Source organism: Mesorhizobium sp. M7D.F.Ca.US.004.03.1.1 (assembly GCF_003998635.1).
Taxonomy (GTDB): Bacteria; Pseudomonadota; Alphaproteobacteria; order Rhizobiales; family Rhizobiaceae; genus Mesorhizobium; species Mesorhizobium loti.
This window is the reverse complement of sequence record NZ_RZQG01001140.1, coordinates 1-1,673: the sequence shown is the minus strand read 5'-3', so window position 1 is coordinate 1,673 and position 1,673 is coordinate 1. Positions and strand designations below refer to the sequence as shown.

General features: G+C 60.1%; 2 protein-coding genes. Both read right to left on the bottom strand.

Annotated elements, in window-relative coordinates; translation table 11 throughout:
- A partial coding sequence (locus tag EN935_RS34835) for a DUF488 domain-containing protein (protein ID WP_164771638.1) occupies positions 1-449 on the bottom strand: 449 nt, incomplete at its 3' end.
- Positions 450-517: 68 nt separating this feature from the next.
- Complete coding sequence (locus EN935_RS34830; RefSeq protein ID WP_127374167.1) at positions 518-1,363, bottom strand: LysR family transcriptional regulator; 846 nt, start codon at positions 1,361-1,363, stop codon at positions 518-520.
- Between the last annotated feature and the right edge of the window lie 310 nt (positions 1,364-1,673).

Genomic DNA, 1,673 nt, shown 5'->3' with positions numbered 1-1,673 from the left:
ATCAGATGAAAAACGGACTCGCCGCGGCTAAGGAGATAGTCCGCGACGATTCTTCTGTGACAGCGCCACCAGAGCGTTTCCGCGCACAGGATGGCGCATCGCCGCTGCCTGCCGAGGGCCACAAGCCGGTCCAAGCCGCGATGAAACTCCACTGATAGCGCGTAGTCGGCGTAGTTGTGAAAACTCTGGTTGATCCAGAATGCGTTGAGCGTCGTTGGAATGTCGTGCGCCTTGCCGCGCAGGCCGCCAAGCTCGGCAATGTGCTCATATCCGATCCCGAACGCTGCCAGCTTATCCGGAAGCACCTCGCTGTTGAACTGCGGGTTCGCCCGCGATCGTCGGACGGTCCTTATGTCGACCACCAGGGCGATCGTTCCGACCCTTAGCAGGGAGACGAATTCGACGATCGACCGGGTCGAGTGACCGATGGTGTGGAACGGATAAGGCATATTCGGTCAATCCGTTGTGATCCATCCTTCCAGTCACGCGAACCCTGGCTTCACGCCTGGAAGGACGATCATTTCACAACTTGCTTCAATCCGCGCAGTGCCTCCTGCACGTCGGCTCGTGCTTCGCTTGCTTCCGGATAGACGGCATAGGCTGGATAGGTGAATTCCGGCGCGCCTTCCACGACCTCAAGCTGCCCCGCCTCGATATGCGGAGCCGCGGCGCCCCTGCGGAAATAACCCATTCCGCCGGCGCGCAGGATGTAGCTCAGCCCAAGCGGGCCAAGGCCAACCATCAGTCCCGGCTCGCCGAAGGCAGAGGAACTGGCACCATGCTGGGCCGCAAACAGCGGCCCCCAATCGACATAGACATAGTCCTTGGAGCCGACAGGTTCCCCGTCTTTGTCCGTGGTCCGAACCAGGACGAGCTGCTCCTCGACGAGAAGCTCTACCCTGAAACCCGGTAGCAGCTTCGGCGCATAGAGCACCGCAATGTCCAGAACGCCAGTCCTGAGCTGCTCGAGGAGCTGGTCCGGCACACCGACTTGGGCTTGGATGGCGATTTCCGGCCTGGCCTTCTTCATCCAGACCAGCCAGTCGAGCAGCAGCGGGTTCCATAAGCTGAGCTCTCCGCCCAAGGCAACGACGCTTGTCCGTCCCGATGGGATGGCGAGCTGGTGCCGTGCCCGTTCCCAGATTTGCACGAATGACTGGGCGAACCGCTCGAACTCCCGGCCCGCCGGCGTCAGCTGCGCGCCATTGCGGTTGCGGATAAAGAGCTGACGTCCGAGCTCTTCCTCCAGCGTGCGTATCCGCGCGCTCACCGTTGTCTGAGTCACATGAAGCCGGTCGGCGGCCCTGAGAAAACTGCCGGAATGAACGATTTCCAGAAATGTGCGTGCGCGGTTAATGTCCACCAGAGCATCTCCCAACTTCAGTGCAATAATATTGCATTAATACAGCATTTAATTCCATTTGCCTTCCTTTTTCACACGGCGCAACGTTTCTTGTGAGGGGCAAGTGGCCTTACCGCTGGATGTCAACGGCAAGAGAACAAGGGTGCGCAATGCCTGACAAAGAAACCAATCGCGTCGAAACGAGAGAATTTGCGGCGTCGCCGTGCTGCGTGCAGCAGGTCGTTCCGGGGTACGGAACGGAACTGATCCAGCCGGACGCTTGGGCCGACGTCGCCCCGTGGCGCAAGGCGGAACGCAAGCGCCTGATAGA